The sequence below is a fragment of the Psychrobacter sp. AOP7-B1-25 genome (genome assembly GCF_052376195.1).
In the GTDB taxonomy this organism is placed as follows: Bacteria; Pseudomonadota; Gammaproteobacteria; order Pseudomonadales; family Moraxellaceae; genus Psychrobacter.
The window spans coordinates 281,694-300,768 of the sequence record NZ_JBQSVK010000003.1 but is presented as its reverse complement, the minus strand read 5'-3'; the positions used below and the strand labels follow the sequence as shown (position 1 = coordinate 300,768).

Here is a 19,075-nt window from a genome sequence, read left to right as displayed (position 1 = left end):
TAAAAAAATAGTACACTGGAAAACATGCTCTAATTCACTATTCATAGAAGGATAAGTAACCAATGGCAGGTAAAACGCGCGTCGCTAAATATCAAGCAGATCGAACCAATCAAAAGCTCTATTTTTGTCGTCTATCTTGTCAATCTGCAGGAAATACTAATGACAAACAGTTGTATCAAGCACATTGTGAGACCGCTATTTTCCATTTGTATGGTGCTTTGTTGGCATTTATCCAAGAACTTGGTCATTTCTATAGCTTGAATATTACGTCACCAACGTTACTTGATATCGAGCAAGCACTGAGTGAGCGTACACAAGTATCTCCCGAGATTCAGCGCTTGCAGCAATTACAACAGCAAGGGTTTATTGCCAATATAGAGCGCGCTTATCAGCGTTGTCTTTATGCAGTACCACCAGATACGATCGTAGATGAAACATCGAGTAATAGCTCAACATCGCCAGACTTGATTGTCAATGTTGTCACCTTGTCCAATCAGTGGCTACCTGACGAAGCAACAATACGGGAATGGCGTCAACAACTTTTAGACTTAATCGAGCAGCTACGTGCAGGGATGGTTGAATTCTAATAGAGAATTTTACATTTCTATTAGATGTCGATTGACCCGATCGAGAATACGATCAAATGGGGTAGGCCATAGTCTACAGCACATAGAAAAGGCTTACTCAGCAATGATATAGTAAGCCTTTTTATTATTAAACTAAGTACTGCTTGATTTGTTATTCTGGCATTGATGGCATGCGCTGGAGGGGTGTTACACTTAACGGGTTTTGCGGTACGTCATCAGTAGCGCGGCTATTGTCTGAATCGGCTGTTGGTAAGGATTGCACATTTCCACTGGTTTCTGGTTGCGATGATTCACGCTTTTGTGTTCGAGCCACAGCTGGTTTCTTCGAATCAGATTTTGGAGTAGATGGTTTTCCTTCATTAATGGTGAACCCGTAGTCATTTGGTACCCACTGGTACGGAGTATTTGCCAGTTGAGCTTTCATAAAGTCTATCCAAACTGGCAACGCTGCTACACCACCATACTCACGGCGACCCATTGTTGATGGTTGATCAAAGCCCATCCAGACAACGGTTGCATTGGTAGGATGAAATCCTGCAAACCATGCATCTTTAGCTTTATTGGTTGTACCTGTTTTACCCCCAATATCTTTGCGACCTATCACTTTCGCTCTTCTCGCTGTACCACGCTGAACTACATCACGTAGTATATCTGCCATTTCAAACGCTACTCTAGGTTGTAATATACGTGGTGCTTGCTTTGCTCTAGTATACTGTAAAACTGGCGCTTTTAGGCGGTCTGATTGCGGGCCTGAGTCATATACTGATGAATCAACAGCTGTGTTATTTTTATCCTCATTTTCTGACTTCTTCTGAACGGAATCTATTGGATCACCATCTTCAGATATCTGATTGTGTTCCTCGATTAATGTATTGTTGAGTTCATCTAGTTGTTCATTAAAGCATGATGCACAAGCTCGGCTTGGATTGGCTTGGAACAATAATTTGTTACTGTAGTTGTAAATTTGACCTATAAAATATGGCTGAATACGACGACCACCATTGGCAAAGGTAGAGTAAGCAGTTGCCATTTGTAGTGGTGTAGCTTGTCCTGTGCCTAATGCTAATGATAGGGTTGTCGGTAGTTTTTCTTTGTTTAGGCCAAAATTGTTCAACAGACTACGTGCATCAGAAATACCGATAGCTTGCAATAATCGAATAGACACTAGGTTACGTGATAAGTATAAACCACGACGTAAAGTGATATCCCCTAAAAAACGTCCATCAGAGTTTTTAGGTTTCCATCCACCTACTTGAATAGCTTCATCAGAGACTATTGTATCTGGACGATAACCTTTTTCTAAAGCTGCTGTATAGACAAGGGGCTTGATGGTTGAGCCAGGCTGACGCCAACCTTGTAAAGCGCGGTTGAATTTACTGTGGTGGAAATCAAAGCCACCAACCAACGCATTGACAGCGCCGGTTTCTGGGTTCAACGAGACCAAACTACCTTGAATTTTAGGTATTTGCCCTAATTGCCAGTTGCCATTCGCGGTAGGTATCACGCGAATAATGTCGTTTATCTTGACGACTTGACTGGCGTTACTAGGATAATAACCAATGCGATCAGCGGAAATATATTTACGTGCCCATTTCATACCAGACCAATTAACGGTCACCTCTTCACTGGATTGCAAGACGGCATCAAAGCTACGAGAGTTGACTTTAGTCACTTTGGCAGGAGACATATTGCTGTAGCGTCGGAAGTTTTCAAGAGGCTCATCATTTGCTTCAGCTCCTCGCCAACCATGACGATGCTCGTAGGCAATCAAGCCTGTCACTACTGCTGTTTCTGCATCTGTTTGCGCTTGGCTATCTACCGTGAGACGAACGCGCCAACCACTGTGCATGACTTGATCGCCATAACGTTCGACTAAATAGGAACGCGTCATTTCTGCCAAGTAAGGCATGTTTATATCGAGCTTTTCTTTATATAGTTTGATACCTATAGGAGAGTTGACTGCCTCATCGTATTGAGCTTGACTAATATAGCCAAGCTCATGCATGCGTCCAATAATCCAGTTACGACGAGTCAATGCGCGGCTAGGGTTGGCAACAGGATTATACTTAGAAGGAGCCTTTGGTAGACCTGCTAACATGGCCATTTCAGCAATAGTTAGATTGTCTAATGATTTACTGTAGTATTTTTTAGCCGCCGCGCGGATACCGTAAGCACCTTCACCTAAATAAATTTTGTTGACATATAGTGTCAAAATATCATTCTTACTTAGTTCATCTTCAATTTTTCGAGCCAAAAATAATTCTGTTAACTTGCGGTTCAGAGTACGTTCTGGACTTAAGAAGTAATTTTTGGCAACCTGCATTGTAATGGTAGAGCCACCTGTCTGACCATCGTCATCAGTGACTGCTTCGGTAACAGCTCGACCAAGACCTTTAATACTAATACCGCTATGCTGAAAAAAAGCGGCGTCTTCGGCAGCTAAAAAGGCATGGGTTAAATCTTCAGGAATCTCATCAAAACTAACTGGTAACGATAAACGATTGCCATATTGGCCAATCAATTTATCATCACTACTATAAATTTGTAATGGCATTTCTAGTTTGGCTGTTTTGATCTCTTGTGTACTGGGCAGGGTGGGCGATAAATACATTGCCATCCCATAAAAACCAATAGGTACAGCAAGTGCTAGAACAACTGCCAATGCTAGACAAGCGATAAAGAGTCCCACCAAAAAGCGAATGAGACGAGCGGTAGCATTTGTTTTGGCCATAATAAGACTTATTAGTTAGAATTTGTAGCAGACAATATTATTATACCTTGAACAAAATAGGCAGGTCATAATAAATGTGTAAGTTGGCCTTAATATATTTTTAAATGCTTGAATCTATCAATTAAGTAAAGTATTGTGTTGAAATATTACAAATAATTACCAGATTGTACACTTAATATAAGGTATAGAGCTAGTGAGGCTATTTACTTCCAAGAGTCAACATTTGATTGGCGTGGATATTTGTGCCACTTCAGTAAAGTTGGTTGATATACAACGTCAGCAGGGCATGTTCCATTTAAAATCTTATGGTATTGAAAGACTAACGGAAGGTATTGTAGTCGATAAGATTCTAGTCGACACAGAGGCTGTCGGCAATATTATAACGAGTTTAGCAAGGCGCTGCCAAGTCGCAGGTAGTAAAGCTGCGACTGCTGTTTCTGGCTCTGCAGTGATTACCAAAATTATTGATATGGATGTGACGCTTAGCGATGTGGAACGTGAAGCGCAAATTCGTTTGGACGCTGATCAGTATATACCGTATCCATTAGAAGACGTTAATCTAGACTTTGAAGTATTAGGACCGTCTTTGGTTAGCGAAGATATGGTTCAAGTGTTGCTAGCTGCTTCTCGTTCAGAAAACGTCGATCAGCGTGTCGACGCTTTAGCATTTGGTGGTCTACAAACGAAAATCATGGATATCGAATCTCATGCCATCGAGCGTGCGTTTGGATTGATGGTGAATAGCTTACCAAATGTACCAGAATTAGTAGCGCTAGTGGATATTGGCCACAATCAGACTACCCTATATATCGCCAAGAATGGTGAATTTATTTATAGTCGTGAGCAGTTATTTGGCGGTGCTCAGCTGACCGAGGCAATACAAAACCGCTATGGTTTGTCAGCAGAAGAAGCGACACTGAGTAAGCGCGAACGTACCTTACCTGACGACTATTATCCTGAGGTGCTAACCCCCTTCATAGAAAACACTATTCAACAAATCACGCGCTCTTTACAGTTTTATTTTTCATCAAGTCAGTATAGCAGTATTGATCATGTGGTGCTTGCAGGGGGCAGCAGCTCTATTGCAGGTCTCGCTGGTATGGCACAACAAAAACTGGGTGTGACTGTTAGTGTTGCCAACCCTTTCACTAATATGACGATTGCACCAAGTATTGACAATGAGCAACTGGCAGTTGATGCTCCAAGCTTAATGGCTGCATGTGGTCTTGCGTTAAGGAGCTTTGACTAATGGCTCGTATTAACCTTTTACCTTGGCGACAAGAAGAGCGTGAACGTCGCAATAAAGAATTCATTACTTTAGTAGTGGCAGTTACGCTGCTGACGCTATTAGCCGCTTTTGCGTCATGGAGTTATTTTAATAACGAGCTTGATGAGCAGCTTGATGCCAACGCATTGATCGAACAAGAAAATACTCGCTTAGACACCGCATTGACCGAAATTGACAGTTTAGAGCAGCGCCGTGAAGATATTATTTCACGCATGCAAGTCATCCAAGATTTACAGGGACGACGTCCTGTACCTGTACGCTTATGGGATGATCTCGCCAAAGCTATTCCACCAGCACTTTATCTAAATAACCTTAAACGCGAAGGCGATGTCCTAACTTTGACAGGCTTAGCAGACAATCCAAATATTGTTTCTAGCCTGATTCGCAACCTTGATAATAGTAAATGGATGGGCGGCTCAGCAGTGAGTAATATCCAACAAAATATTAGTGCTTATGAGGCTGCTCCAGCTCTCAATAATACAGTTAATACTGGTGAACAGCAGCGACCTGTTTATCCTGAAGACAGCTATGTACAGTTTGTAGTAACGACTAGAGTACAATCAGAAACTTCGACTACTGTTGATACCGATGCTGTTCCAGGAGGTGCGTTATGAAGCTTATCCGCAAAAAGAGCCTCTCTAAAACCAAGAAATCTGCTTTGAAGTCAAAAAAGCAATTCGATTTAAATGAGTTTCGCCGTAGTTTTGAGTCGCTAGATTCAGAAAATTATGGCAGTTGGCCACTGCCTGTAAAGGTCACAGTCATTGGTCTCATTATCACTTTTATTGCAGCGTTGTCATGGGCGTTACCTATCAGCAGCAAAATTGATGAGATCAATGCGGCTGAGAGTCAGCAACAGACCTTGCTCGATAGCTACCGTGAAAAAGAATCTCGCGCACGTCATCTAGAAGCTTATCAGGCGCAAGTGGTCCAGATGGAAACTGAATTTAATACGCTATTAGATCAGTTGCCGAAAGATACGCGTGTGTCAGAATTGGTAGAAGGCATAAACATGACAGGCGTTGGCAGTAATATCCGTTTCCAAGATATTTCAGTAGAGCCTGAAATTGAAAATGAGTTCTTTATTGAGCAGCCAATACGTATTGCAGCTTTGGGTGAATACCATCAGTTTGGTAGCTTTATCAGTGGTCTGGCTGCACTTCCTCGCATTATTACGATGCATGATTTTGAGGTCAGTAATCCGCAGCCTACGTTGGATGTTTTGCCAGAGCTTAATCTAGTCTTGCAAACTAAGACTTATCGCTCTAAAGAAGCGGCTCCTGAAGGTGATGAAGTCGCTGCTACTGATGCAAATGCAGGAGGCAACTAATGAGTATCCGAAGAATGCCCATGCTATTGGTCTTAAGTGTCGCTATTTTATCTATGACAGGGTGTAGCGACCGTATAGGTATGGCAGAGCAAGCAATGACTGATATTCGCAATCAGCCTGCACAGCCTATTGAGCCGCCGCCCAAAGCTGAGCTGGTAGAGGATTTTGTGTATAGCGCTAGTTCGCAGCGTAGTCCATTTTTACCGCCAAGTTTAGTCAATGTGCAAGGTCCGACCACCTCTATAGATGGTGTGCGCCCAGATATCAATAGAATAAAAGAACCACTTGAGCAGTATGAACTGTCGCAATTGGTCTTTCGAGGTGTAGTGATTTCGCCCGAAGGTCAGCGATATGGATTGATACAACGGCCTGATGGTTCCGTTGCAAGTGTTAAAGTAGGCGATTATCTTGGATTGAATGACGGCCGTATTGTTGAAATCACGCCGACACAGATTAACTTGATTGAAATTGTGCCAGATAGCCGCGCAGGGTTTGTAGAAAAACCTCAGTCGCTGGTATCCCCTATAAGCTAAGTCGGCAGATTTTTTGAGGAATAAATAATGACAGTACGCAATAACAAGGTAATGACGATGAGTAACCGCGTTTCTTCTTCTCTTGCCGTTTCAGCACTGGCACTGAGCATGGTGGCAGTAAGTAGTAGTGCCCATGCGGCTCAGCGTATTAGCAACGTTTCAGTAGTTCAGACTGCGCCTGCAGTAACACAAATGCGTTTAGGATTTACAGGATTGCCAGTATTACCAGCAGCCTATCAGCTTGATAATCCTAGTCGTTTAGTCCTAGATTTTGAACAAGTACAGAACGGGCTTGCTAGCCGCTTCAACGAATATAATATCGGTGCGATTAATGATGTTACTATGTTAAGTAGTGACAGTACCACACGTCTCATTGTTGGTTTAAAAGAATCGGGAAACTATACAACAGCGATTGAAGGCAATGATTTATTATTAACCATCACTGATCCTAATCGTCCAGTTGTTACCAGTGACCCAATTCAAGATGTGCTTAATAACAATAATGGTATGACAACGACCGCAATCGTGACGCCTATTGTTGAGAGCTCTACTGTACCAGTGACACCTGTACGTACCCCGAGTAAAGTTGTCGTGAAGAATGAAGTACCAGCTGATACGATGGTAGTAAGAGTTAACCCACTGTTAAATCCACAGCTTGCTTCTTCACAGGTTAGTAGACAGTACAGTTATGATGGTCTAAGCTCAGTCAATTTTTCAGCAGGTAACGATGGTGGCGGTAACGTCAGCATGGTACTTGCTAATGAAGCTATCCCAGTAGATGTGCAGCGTCAAGGCAACAAGTTGGTAGTACGATTAACAGGTAGTACGGTGCCTAGAAACCTGCTACGCCGTCTAAATATCAATAGTGGAATTGTTAGTAGTATTGATACCAAGAACCAAGGTCAAAATGGTGTTGTCACTATTAACATGAATGATGACTATGAATATCAGGCTTACCAATCAGGTAACCAATTAAATATCAGTATCAATAAGCCTGAGCTTTTACGTGAGCCGACGTTAGAAGAAAGAACCTATAGTGGCGAACCATTATCTATGGAGTTCCAAGATGTTGAGGTTCGTAGCGTTCTAGATATTTTAGCCCAGTTTACTGAGATGAACGTCGTTGCTAGTGACTCAGTCGCTGGCGACATTACTTTGCGTCTGATTAATGTTCCTTGGGATCAAGCCCTTGATATTATTTTAAAGAGCAAAAATCTAGGCAAACGTGAAAATGGCAATGTAATTTTGGTGGCACCTTCTGCTGAGTTGGCTGAGCAAGAAGCACGTGAACTTGAAGCGCAGCAAGCTGTTCAGTCATATGCACCCCTACGTACTGAGTACATCCGTTTGAGCTATGCAAAAGCACAAGATGTCTTAACACTTATTTCTCAAGGAAGCGGTGCGACTGGCAATAATAATGGCCTATCAAATCGTGAGGATAATAATACGTTGTTATCCAATCGTGGTACGGTAACGGTTGATGAGCGTACTAATACTTTGATTATCAAAGACGTGGCTGACAGTATCGAAAATATCCATAAATTGATCAGTAAAATTGATATTCCTGTTCGCCAAGTTATGATTGAAGCTCGTATTGTCAGTGCTACAGATAGCTTCAGTAAAGAAATTGGGGTTCGCTGGGGTATCTTGTCAAATGGTGCAGCCAACAACCGCAGCTTATTGGTTGGTGGTAGCAATCAAACACTAGCTGATCTTAAAGACTTTGACATAGAGACAACGACTGTAAATGGTCAAACCGTTTCTTATCCTTCTTATGACATTACTAGTCCTGATAACTTAAACGTTGATCTGGGTGTATCTAACCCAGCGGGTAGTATCGCATTTGGTTTGCTCAGCATGTCGGATGTGATGCTTGATCTTGAATTATCAGCACTACAAGCAGATAATCGCGGTGAAGTCATTTCCACACCTAAGATTTTGACTGCCGACAAACAAACTGCGAAAGTTTCTTCTGGTACTCAGATTCCATATCAAGAAGCTTCAGCCAGTGGTGCGACAACAACCAGTTTTAGAGAAGCTGCATTAAGTTTAGAGGCTACACCAAATATTACGCCAGATGGTAAAATTGGTTTGCAACTGGTCATCACTAATGGCACGCCAACAATCATCAATAATCAGGTTGCCATCTCTGAAGACTCTATATCAACCAATGTCATCATTGAAGACGGACAGACAGTCGTATTAGGCGGCGTCTTTAAAAACCGTACCAACAACGGTGTAGATAAGGTACCTTTCCTAGGAGACTTACCTTATATCGGTCGTGCCTTCCGACGCGATGTACGTAGCAACACCAAGGAGGAGCTACTTATCTTTGTGACACCAAAATTAATCAACGACGGTACTAGCCGTCTGAATTGATTGTCAGTCAGTTGATTACTAAAAAAGTAAGCCATAGTGCTTACTTTTTTTATGCGTGAAATTAGCGATTTTAGCGTTGCAATAGATATGTATATAACGATATATAGTGTGCTCTAAATTTTACTCACAATAATCACGGCTCATTACTAGCCAGAATAACAATGACGTTGTATCATACCTAATTTAGCTGAGTAAGTATTATGGGGCAGGAATTACCGTCGGTGTTTTTAGTGGGTCCGATGGGAGCAGGGAAAACGACAATCGGGAAGCTGCTAGCCAAGCAGTTAGGTCGCACTTTTATAGACAGTGATTGGTATATTGAATCGCAGACAGGTGCCGATATTGCCTGGATATTTGCCAAAGAAGGTGAAGCAGGTTTCCGGGAACGTGAAACGCGTGCCATTGATGAATTGACTCAAAATTCTCAAATCGTATTAGCAACTGGTGGCGGTGCAGTCATGTGTGCCGAAAACAGGGAGTTTCTAAAGCAGCGTGGTATCGTCGTTTATCTTAACGCGCCTGTCGAGGTGCAACTAGCGCGTACCTCTAAAGACAAGTCTCGACCATTATTGCAGCAGCCTAATCCTAGAAAAATACTGCAAGATTTGTATAGTACTCGCGACCCACTCTATCGCCAGATTGCACATATTATTATGCCTACTGGTCACACTTACCCACGTCATATGGTCAATCAATTGATGCAGCAGTTAGAGTCATTCGTCGATTGCTCTACGGTATCATCAACGCACCAAGAAGATTAGCAGCTACGATTGATATGTAGACTGATTTACTTTTACCTCATTGAAGTGCTTCGGGAGTAACACATGGTAATGCCAACGTTTCATGATAGCCTAATAGTTCATACGCAAAGTCATGATTATCCTATTGTTATTACTGAACAATCTATGACTGAACATAGCAGTATGGCGAAGCAAGTCGCGCCTTATATCAGTGGTCGTCAAGTTTTGATTGTCACTAATGACACTGTGGCACCTTTGTATTTAGCAGCATTAGAAGATGAGCTAGCAGAGCAGTTTACGGTAAAGGTATGCGTATTGCCAGATGGTGAACAATATAAAAATCAGGCAAGTATTGATCAAGTTTATGATGCGCTGATGACAGAGCATTTTAATCGTGATATGACACTGATAGCTCTCGGTGGCGGCGTGATTGGAGATATGACAGGTTTTGCTGCCGCCAGTTTCATGCGTGGTGTAAATTTTATTCAAATTCCAACGACGCTATTGTCACAAGTAGATTCTAGTGTTGGCGGTAAAACAGGTATCAATCATCCGCAAGGTAAAAATATGATTGGTGCTTTTTGGCAGCCGCAAATGGTACTTGCCGATATGAGTACGCTTAAGACATTGCCTGCACGTGAGCTATCGGCTGGAGTAGCTGAGATTATTAAATATGCACTTATCATGGATGAGAGTTTCTTAACGTGGCTTGAAGCAAATTTACCTGCGATGATGGCACTTGATCTGGCAGTACTTGGTGAGGCAGTGAAGCGTTGCTGTCAGTATAAAGCTGACGTCGTGGCACAAGACGAAAGAGAATCGGGTGTACGCGCGCTATTGAACTTTGGTCATACTTTTGGTCATGTGATTGAGACACATGAAGGTTATGGTAACTGGTTGCATGGCGAAGCAGTGGCGGCTGGTATGTTACAAGCAGCTGAGCTGTCACAAAAAATTGGCTGGCTAACTGATGATGAAGTCGTACGTATTAAGCGTGTTCTAGAGTTAGCAAACCTACCTATTATTCCGCCAGCTATCGATTTAGACACTGCCTTGGATCTAATGGGACACGATAAAAAAGTGAAATACGGACAAATTCGCCTGATTTTGTTAAAATCAATAGGTGATGCGGTACTCACTAATGAGTTTGACGACCAACTGTTACATGAAGTTTTGTCAAAACATAGTGCATAACGTCTCAAAAATTTCTCGTTTATACGTCCATACTAAAATTTCGTACTTGTAGCCGTCTGGTTAGCTGTACTCTAGTTTGAATAAGCATTTATACAATGCTGCTAAACATGTGTTTATCAAGGACCGCCTCATGGCAACATCAAAAACAAAAACGCGTACTGCTAGCCAGTCATACAGTCGTCAAGCACTGATTTGGCTAATAGTGACCCTACTGTTAGGGGTAGTCACAGCGTTAGTATGGATGTTCAGTCAAACGCCAGCCAGGGGTGCTAAAATTGAAAATGCACCAATATCAGCTCCAGAGGTTTTGGACGAAGAGTTTGAGCAGCCGCTGAAAGTTGAATCGTTGCATGAGCTAGATACTGATGTGCAACCTATTGATTTCGATACTGCGTTTCAAGATTTACGCGATTACCCTGATGAATTCAAAGACAAGCGTTATTTGCTGGCTAATAAAGGTAAGTGGACTGTCCAAGTGATGAATGTCGCCGAGAACGACGTGATTGTTAGTTACTTGGAAGGCCGTAAAGATCGCAATAAATTTGCTTATTTTCGTTATCTTGATGATGAAAAACAGGTCCGTTATATGCTGACTTATGGGATTATGAGTAGTCCGCAAGAAGCGGTGGGGGCCGCAAAGTTGATAGACTTTAAATTACCTAACAATGTACGTGTATTACCAGAAGAGATTAATCGGTATGTTAGTATCATTGATAATTATGAGCGTTCCGACCCAATAAAAGATTTGAGTACAAAACGTACACGTGCCGTCGATTTGGAGCCTACTGAGCAAGAAGTGCCAGCGCGTTCACAAGAAGAAATAGAAGCAGCTAATAGTAATCGTGGCAACCAAGGCAGCGCAAACAATAGCAGTGCTCAAAAAAGTATTCGTCAGTCGGCAGATACTTCTGCCACGTTGTCTGTCAGTGAAGAACGCACGGTTGGTGGTGAGGTGCAAACAATACCTGAAGCATCGTCGAAAGACACAAATAACACAGATAAGCCAGCTGGAGAGGGTAATACGAGTAAGAAGTTACCAGTAGTGCCAACGCCTAAACCGCCTAGTAGTACGAACAACAGCTCAAATGCTAACGGTAACAGTAACAGCGCTGATGCTAACTCTTCTACAAATAACAGTGATAGCATGAAAGCATTAATAGAAGATAAGAGTAATTAATTCTTATCCACCGGATTAATTGAACCCACTAGCTACCTTGTTAGTGGGTTTTTTTGACGTCATATAAAGTAATTTTATCGTTGTAATAAACGACTGACTATTAACGCTAAGTATAATCAAGGCCTTTTGCTAAGCGGTGTATATGCAGTTCGCATTAAAATTTTCATAGGAGTTTTATTTGTCTCATAACCAATAGTAATAAGTTCTCTTACAATTTATGGCTAATGAATCGATAGAAAAGACTAGATTTTTCGACAATCATTAACTAATATAACTGTGGGCGACGTTCTGTATAGTTATCGTAAAAAATGTCTATTTAACAACTATTTAGTGGTTTTTTCGTAGTTTTTAGAGTTATTTACTAAATATTATTGTCTCAAGCGCGGTTACTTACCATCTATAACAAGGTTATTGTAAGTAACGCAACCTCTCTTATTGTCACTCTTTTTAGGGTAAAAAAAGTGCTTGAATACAGAGCGTCAGATATTCAAGATAAACAAATGCACCGTTATTAAGTCATTATATGCTTAACTCTAAATGTTAAACATGACAACATAACAAACAATGCTTAAATGGACGGCATTAGCTATCACGGATTGAGTAACAGGCATCTAAGGGTGTAGATCCACCCGTTGCCAAGGGCTGCTACTTACTATCTTTTGATACACGGACCACATGTCAAGACATCAACTAATGACCAGGAGGGTCAAGGGTTTACTTCCCCTTAGAGTATGATGTCTATCGAGCATTGCACTATTTGCTAATTCGAACACACGAATATCCACTATCAGCCCGTTCTGCTTACGGGTACCAGCTTATACTCCGCATTGGAAATGTAAGCTGCCCGTCTACTTAAAAGGACAAGCTATGTCAATGATTTCCTCACAAACACACTTGGCTACGCCAGATGATTTTTCTGATAATTGCGGTTTTGGCCTAATTGCCCATATTGAGGGTGAAGCAAGCCATGATTTGGTAAAAACAGCCATTCATAGTTTAAGTTGTATGACACATCGCGGCGGTGTTGCTGCTGACGGTAGAACTGGTGATGGTTGTGGCTTACTATTAGCGACGCCTACCGACTTTTTTAAACAGATTGCTGACGAGCAGCAATTTGCGATTACGGACAATTTTGCCGTTGGTATGGCGTTCGTTAATTTAGATAGCGAGAAAGCTAAACATAGCCAAAAAATATTAAGTGATGAAATTACAGCCCAAGGATTAGAAGTGGCTGGCTGGCGTGATGTGCCACTTGATTTGAGCATTGTTGGTGAGATTGGTCGTGAGACGTTACCAGACTTTAAGCAAGTGTTTGTTAATGCGCCAGATGATCTAGCAGCTGATGATTTCAATCGTAAGCTGTTTGTTGCGCGCAAAAAATCAGAACAGCGCTTAATAGATGATGAGCTATTCTATGTCTGTTCATTGAGTTGTCAGACCATTATTTATAAAGGCTTGGTAATGCCTTCAGATTTACCAGCGTTTTTCTTGGATTTGCAAGATGAGCGTTTGGCATCACATATCGTGGTATTCCATCAGCGTTTCTCAACCAATACGTTACCGCGCTGGCCATTGGCACAGCCATTCCGTTATCTTGCTCACAATGGTGAGTTGAACACTATCACAGGTAATCGCAACTGGTCTAAAGCCCGTACGCCAAAGCTAAAGTCAGACAAACTGCCTAACTTAAATAAGTTGACACCACTTGTAAATAGTACTGGTTCAGATTCATCTAGCTTAGATAATATGCTTGAAGTACTAATGTCTGGCGGTATGAACCTGTTTCATGCAATGTCTATATTGGTACCACCAGCATGGCAAAATGTTGATAGCATGGATATGGATCTGCGTGCGTTTTATGAGTTTTACTCGCAGCATATGGAAGCATGGGACGGCCCAGCAGGTCTAGTTATTCAAGACGGACGCTATGCGGTCTGTATGCTCGATAGAAACGGTTTGCGTCCGTCACGTTGGGTAACCACCAAGAATGGCTATATCACTGTTGCATCAGAAGTGGGCGTTTGGGATTATGAGCCACAAGATGTATTGGCAAAAGGTCGCGTTGGACCTGGTCAAATGCTGGTCATTGATACTTTGACAGGTCAAATTCTAGATACAACAGCTATTGCAACTTTACTAAAAACGGCTCATCCATATCGTAAATGGTTGCGTGAAGAAGCGACGCGTGTCCGTGATGATGAACGTCTAGAAGAAACATTGGCAACGCAAGCATGTCGCGGTGAGAAGCTAAAAGCGCTACAGAAGATGTATCACATCACTAATGAAGAGCGTACAGAAATCATTCGCCCTAACGCTGAAAATGGTCAAGAACCAGTCGGCTCTATGGGTGACGATACGCCAATGGCTGTACTATCGCAGCAAATTCGCCATGTCGGTGACTTTTTCCGTCAGCAGTTTGCACAGGTGACAAACCCGCCAATCGATCCATTACGTGAATCTATTGTCATGTCATTACAGACCTGTTTAGGCGCTGAGACTAACGTATTTGCACCATCTGCGAGAGATGCGCATCGTATTATTTTGTCATCGCCAGTATTGTCAGCCAGCAAAATGCAGCAGCTTGAAACCTTGGATGATCCAGCGTTCAAGATGGCTCGCATTGATCTAAACTATGACCGTACTCTAGAGCTATCTGATGCTATCGTGGCTATTTGTGAGCAAGTGGCAGATAATATTCGCTCAGGCAATACACTGATTGTCTTGTCAGATAAAGATATCGATGCAGACAAAGTACCAGCCAACGCCATTATGGTTACTGGTGCTGTGCATCATTATCTAATCGCGCAAGGTATCCGTACCGATGCTAATTTAATCATCGAGACGGGTCTTGCTCGTGATTCGCATCAAATAGCGGTATTGATTGGCTTTGGTGCGACTTGTGTATACCCATATCTGGCATATGATGTTATTGATGATTTGGTCGCTACTGGTGAGCTACTTGGTGATCCGATTCAAGCCCGTGTTAATTTCCGTAAAGGCTTAGATAAAGGCTTGCTAAAAATCTTATCAAAAATGGGTATCTCTACCATTGTTTCTTATCGTGGTGCGCAGTTGTTTGAAGCAGTTGGCCTCTCAGAAGAAGTCGTCAATCTATGCTTTAAGGGCGTACAAAGTCGTATCAAAGGCGCTACCTTTGCCGATCTTGCTACTGACCAAGCTCAATTGGCTGCTAATGCGTTTAAGCGTCGCGCCCCTCTAGATCAGGGTGGTCTGCTCAAGTTTGTCTTTAATAAAGAGTACCATGCTTTTAATCCTGATGTGATCAACAGTTTGCATACAGCGGTACGTACAGGCGATTATGACAATTACCGTAACTACGCTGATTTAGTCAATAGCCGTCCGGTCGCTACTTTGCGTGATTTATTGCAACTGAAAACGGATAACAGTATTGATGTCGATGAAGTAGAAGGTATCTCTAAAATCTTAACGCGTTTTGATTCAGCTGGCATGTCATTAGGCGCGCTATCTCCTGAAGCGCATGAGTCGATTGCGATGGCTATGAACACCATCGGTGGTCGTTCAAACTCTGGTGAGGGCGGTGAAGATCCTGCGCGCTATGGCACATTGCGCAACTCAAAGATTAAGCAAGTTGCCTCTGGTCGTTTTGGGGTAACGCCTGCCTATCTTCGCTCTGCTGAAGTCATGCAAATTAAAGTAGCCCAAGGTGCCAAGCCTGGTGAAGGTGGACAGCTACCTGGCGGTAAAGTCAATGCGCTCATTGCACGTTTGCGTTATTCGGTACCTGGTGTGACCTTGATTTCGCCGCCGCCGCATCATGATATTTACTCTATCGAAGATTTGGCACAGCTGATTTTTGATCTTAAACAAGTTAATCCAGATGCATTGGTATCGGTTAAATTGGTCTCACGTCCAGGTGTTGGTACGATCGCGACAGGTGTTGCAAAGGCCTATGCCGATTTGATTACGATCTCAGGTTATGATGGTGGTACAGCAGCGTCTCCGCTATCGTCTATCCATCACGCAGGCTCGCCATGGGAGCTAGGTTTGGCTGAGACTCACCAGTCTCTACGAGTGAATGGATTACGTGACAAAGTACGTGTCCAGACTGACGGTGGTCTAAAAACAGGACTGGACGTAGTAAAAGCTGCGATCTTAGGTGCAGAGAGCTTTGGTTTTGGCACCACACCGATGATTGCGGTCGGTTGTAAATACTTACGTATCTGCCATTTAAACAACTGTCCAACAGGTGTTGCTACTCAAAAAGCCAAGCTACGTGATGAGCACTTCATTGGCGAAGCAGAAATGCTCATTAACTTCTTTAAGTTTGTTGCAACCGAAACGCGTGAATGGTTAGCAGCGCTAGGCGTTCGTAGCATGGAAGAGCTGGTCGGTCGTACTGACTTACTTGATATTCTAGACGGCAATACTGATAAGCAGCGCCATCTTGATTTAACGCCGTTGTTATTTAGTCATCCAGCCAGCGTGGGTAAAGCACAAACTTGTCAGGTAGAGCGTAACGAGCCATTTGATAAAGGCCTGCTTGCTGAGCAGATGATTAGCGATATGCTTGTAAACATTCGCAAAGGTGCAGGTGGTGATTATAGCTACTTTGTTGGCAACTGTGATCGATCTATCGGTGCTCGTATTTCAGGTGAGATTGCTCAAGTTTGGGGCAACCTTGGCATGAACGATATGCCAATTAAACTTCGTTTAACTGGTACTGCAGGGCAAAGTTTAGGTGTATGGAATGCTGGCGGCCTAAACATTGAGCTTGAAGGCGATGCTAACGACTATGTAGGTAAAGGCATGGCAGGTGGTGAGATTGTTATTTATCCGCCGAAAGACTCAAACTTTATGGCACAAGAAACCGCCATTATCGGTAACACCTGTCTATATGGGGCAACTGGCGGTAAACTATATGCTGCTGGTACAGCAGGCGAGCGCTTTGGTGTTCGCAACTCTGGCGTGCATGCAGTCATCGAAGGCACAGGCGACCATTGCTGTGAGTATATGACGGGCGGTATCGTCACAATTCTTGGTCGTACTGGACTGAACTTCGGTGCTGGTATGACGGGTGGTTTTGCTTATGTCCTCGATATGGAAGGTGACTTCTTTGATCGTTGTAACCATGAGCTAATCGATCTAAACCGTATTTCAAGCGAGCAAACAGAAGAGCATCGCATTCACTTGCAACAAGTGATTGAAGCTCATGTAGATAAAACAGGCAGTGCGTGGGGTCAGACAATTCTGAATGATTTTGAGCACTATGTTCGTAAGTTCTATTTGGTTAAGCCAAAAGCGGCGAACATCGCAAGCCTTCTTAAAACTACCATGGCCGACCCGCAATAGCCGATACGTCACTGTTGATCCTACCAATAGATTGCATTGATGGATCGACAGTGAATTTAATTAGGGTAGCCAGCGTTCCGCTTTTAGAGACGTTTTAACTCACAGGTTTTCAGCAGGTACGTGATAGCAGCGATATATGTCTTAGATTGTAGACAAACCAAACATCGCTGACTGTCGCTACCCACTGCAAAAGAGCCTTATATAAAAGAGATAGCACCATGGCAAAACGCTTAGAAAATAACTTCCAGTTTTTAGATGTACCAAGATTTGATCCAACCAAAAAAGATATTGCAACGCGTTCAACAGAGTTTGTTGAGATTTATAAACCTTTCGAAAATGAAGCCGTTGCTCAGCAAGCGCATCGCTGCCTTGAGTGTGGTAACCCGTACTGCGAGTGGAAATGTCCAGTACACAACTATATTCCTAACTGGCTAAAACTGGCCACAGAAGGTCAGATATTTCAGGCTGCTGAATTGTGCCACCGTACCAATACCTTGCCTGAAGTGTGTGGACGAGTTTGTCCACAAGATCGTTTGTGTGAAGGCGCTTGTACTCTGAATGATGGCTTTGGTGCAGTGACCATTGGTAATGTTGAAAAATATATCAACGATACCGCATTCGCACTTGGCTGGCGTCCAGATATGTCTGAAGTCGTTTGGACAGACAAAAAAGTTGCTATCATTGGTGCAGGACCAGCAGGTCTGGGTTGCGCGGATATCTTAGTCAGAAATGGTGTTAAACCAGTTGTCTTTGATAAGCGCCCTGAGATTGGCGGCTTACTGACATTTGGTATTCCTGAATTCAAAATGGAAAAAGATGTTATGCGCAATCGCCGCGTCATCTTTGAAGATATGGGTATGGAGTTCCGTTTAGAGACAGAAATCGGTACAGATGTCACTATTGATGAATTGTTAAGCGAATACGATGCTGTGTTTATGGGTATGGGTACTTATACTTATATGCGCGGCGGCTTTGCTGGAGAAGAGTTGGAAGGTGTATACGATGCACTAGATTACTTGATTGCCAACGTGAATCGTTGTAACGATTGGGAAAAAGATGCTGAAGAGTATATCGATTTCAAAGGAAAGAAAGTAGTAGTACTCGGTGGCGGGGATACAGCAATGGACTGTAACCGTACCAGTATCCGTCAAGGCGCCGAAAAAGTAGTTTGTGCCTATCGCCGCGATGAAGAGAATATGCCTGGCTCACGCCGCGAAGTGGTCAATGCTCGCGAGGAGGGCGTTGAGTTCTTATTTAATCGTCAGCCGACTGAAATTATTGGCCTAAACGGTAAAGTTAACGGTGTAAAAGTCGTTACTACTCAGTTGGGTGCACCAGACAACCGTGGTCGTCAACGTCCTGAGCCTATTCCTAATTCTGAAGAAATCATTCCATGTGATGCAGTCATTATGGCATTCGGCTTCCGCCCAAGCCCCGCTGACTGGTTTGAGTCTCAGCAAGTAGCAATGGACAGCTCTGGCCGTGTAATAGCAGCCGAAAAGCAAACTTTCAGATTCCAGACGCAAAACCCTAAAATCTTCGCTGGTGGCGATATGGTACGTGGTTCTGACTTGGTTGTCACAGCTATCTGGGAAGGCCGTGAAGCTGCGGAAGGTATATTAGATTTCTTAGAAGTATAGTCGAATTTATTCTAAGTTCAGCAGTTTGTGAATAGAGTTTGAGCGTAAAACGTCTTTTGTCTTTTGGTAGGCAAGAGACGTTTTTTTGATTATTACTATTGTAAATAGTGGTGTGGCTGATAGCATGTTCGTCCGTTTTATTTAT

Annotated in this window: 12 protein-coding genes; 11 read left to right on the top strand and 1 reads right to left on the bottom strand. The window is 42.9% G+C overall.

Translation table 11 applies throughout. The features are described 5' to 3' along the window. The first annotated feature begins 62 nt into the window (after window positions 1-62). Window positions 63-587, top strand: coding sequence for a DUF6586 family protein (locus ACT3QR_RS05310; RefSeq protein WP_444520345.1), 525 nt, complete (start codon window positions 63-65; stop codon window positions 585-587). Between the two features lie 151 nt (window positions 588-738). Here ACT3QR_RS05310 and ACT3QR_RS05305 read toward each other — a convergent pair whose 3' ends face one another. Next, complete coding sequence (locus ACT3QR_RS05305) at window positions 739-3,318, bottom strand: penicillin-binding protein 1A (RefSeq protein ID WP_444520344.1); 2,580 nt, start codon at window positions 3,316-3,318, stop codon at window positions 739-741. Between the two features lie 193 nt (window positions 3,319-3,511). Here ACT3QR_RS05305 and pilM point away from each other — a divergent pair, with 193 nt between their 5' ends. From pilM to ACT3QR_RS05255, 10 genes are all read left to right on the top strand, one after another. Beyond that, on the top strand, window positions 3,512-4,567 hold the full coding sequence (gene pilM / locus ACT3QR_RS05300) for a type IV pilus assembly protein PilM (protein WP_444520343.1): 1,056 nt from the start codon (window positions 3,512-3,514) through the stop codon (window positions 4,565-4,567). Then, a complete protein-coding gene (locus tag ACT3QR_RS05295; protein WP_444520342.1) occupies window positions 4,567-5,220 on the top strand; it encodes a PilN domain-containing protein in 654 nt (217 codons plus the stop codon). Before pilM ends, ACT3QR_RS05295 begins: the two co-directional genes overlap by 1 nt. Beyond that, complete coding sequence (locus ACT3QR_RS05290; protein WP_444520341.1) at window positions 5,217-5,936, top strand: type 4a pilus biogenesis protein PilO; 720 nt, start codon at window positions 5,217-5,219, stop codon at window positions 5,934-5,936. Before ACT3QR_RS05295 ends, ACT3QR_RS05290 begins: the two co-directional genes overlap by 4 nt. Then, window positions 5,936-6,469, top strand: coding sequence for a pilus assembly protein PilP (locus tag ACT3QR_RS05285; RefSeq protein ID WP_444520340.1), 534 nt, complete (start codon window positions 5,936-5,938; stop codon window positions 6,467-6,469). The genes ACT3QR_RS05290 and ACT3QR_RS05285 overlap by 1 nt, the downstream gene beginning before the upstream one ends. 27 nt (window positions 6,470-6,496) lie before the next feature. Then, entirely contained in the window at window positions 6,497-8,848 is a 2,352-nt protein-coding gene (gene pilQ, locus ACT3QR_RS05280; RefSeq protein WP_444520339.1) for a type IV pilus secretin PilQ, read from the top strand. Window positions 8,849-9,048: 200 nt separating this feature from the next. Then, the gene (gene aroK / locus ACT3QR_RS05275) at window positions 9,049-9,609 is read left to right on the top strand and encodes a shikimate kinase AroK (protein WP_444520338.1); all 561 of its coding nucleotides are present in this window, start codon (window positions 9,049-9,051) and stop codon (window positions 9,607-9,609) included. Between the two features lie 63 nt (window positions 9,610-9,672). After that, a complete protein-coding gene (gene aroB / locus ACT3QR_RS05270) occupies window positions 9,673-10,782 on the top strand; it encodes a 3-dehydroquinate synthase (protein WP_444520337.1) in 1,110 nt (369 codons plus the stop codon). 130 nt (window positions 10,783-10,912) lie between these two features. Next, a complete protein-coding gene (locus ACT3QR_RS05265) occupies window positions 10,913-11,959 on the top strand; it encodes a hypothetical protein (protein ID WP_444520336.1) in 1,047 nt (348 codons plus the stop codon). Between the two features lie 867 nt (window positions 11,960-12,826). After that, window positions 12,827-17,290, top strand: a complete 4,464-nt coding sequence (gltB, locus tag ACT3QR_RS05260; protein ID WP_444520335.1) for a glutamate synthase large subunit — start codon at window positions 12,827-12,829, stop codon at window positions 17,288-17,290. A gap of 218 nt (window positions 17,291-17,508) precedes the next feature. Beyond that, the gene (locus tag ACT3QR_RS05255) at window positions 17,509-18,930 is read left to right on the top strand and encodes a glutamate synthase subunit beta (protein WP_444520334.1); all 1,422 of its coding nucleotides are present in this window, start codon (window positions 17,509-17,511) and stop codon (window positions 18,928-18,930) included. The last annotated feature ends 145 nt before the right edge of the window (window positions 18,931-19,075 follow it).